Raw genomic sequence first — 358 nt, 5'->3', positions numbered from 1 at the left:
GCACAGGCGTCATTGGATTGAACAACGCATTTTTACATTATCTCAGGTGTTTGCTATTGATATTTGTGCTCACGCTGTCATGAATAATCACTTACATTTAGTCCTTCATGTTGATAGTGAAAAAGCTAACAACTGGACGACGCTAGAAGTACTGTCCCGTTGGCATAAGTTGTTTAAAGGCACCCTGCTGACCCGTCAATTTCAACAAGAGCAATCATTAACTACATTAACCCCATTCGAAATGGAAATGGTTGAAGAAACAGCACAAGTCTATAAACAGCGCTTAATCGATATCAGTTGGTATATGCGGGCATTAAACGAGCCTATTGCTCGACAAGCCAATAAAGAAGATAAATGC

At 39.9% G+C, this 358-nt stretch carries 1 pseudogene; it reads left to right on the top strand.

The annotated features are described in order from the left end of the window. Positions 1–358, top strand: a pseudogene (locus tag H4J62_RS20075) (transposase); the annotation flags it as partial.

Source organism: Colwellia sp. BRX8-5, assembly GCF_014077325.1.
GTDB lineage: Bacteria > Pseudomonadota > Gammaproteobacteria > Enterobacterales > Alteromonadaceae > Colwellia_A.
The sequence above is the reverse complement of the archived record's forward strand: the minus strand, read 5'-3'. Positions and strand labels throughout refer to the sequence as shown.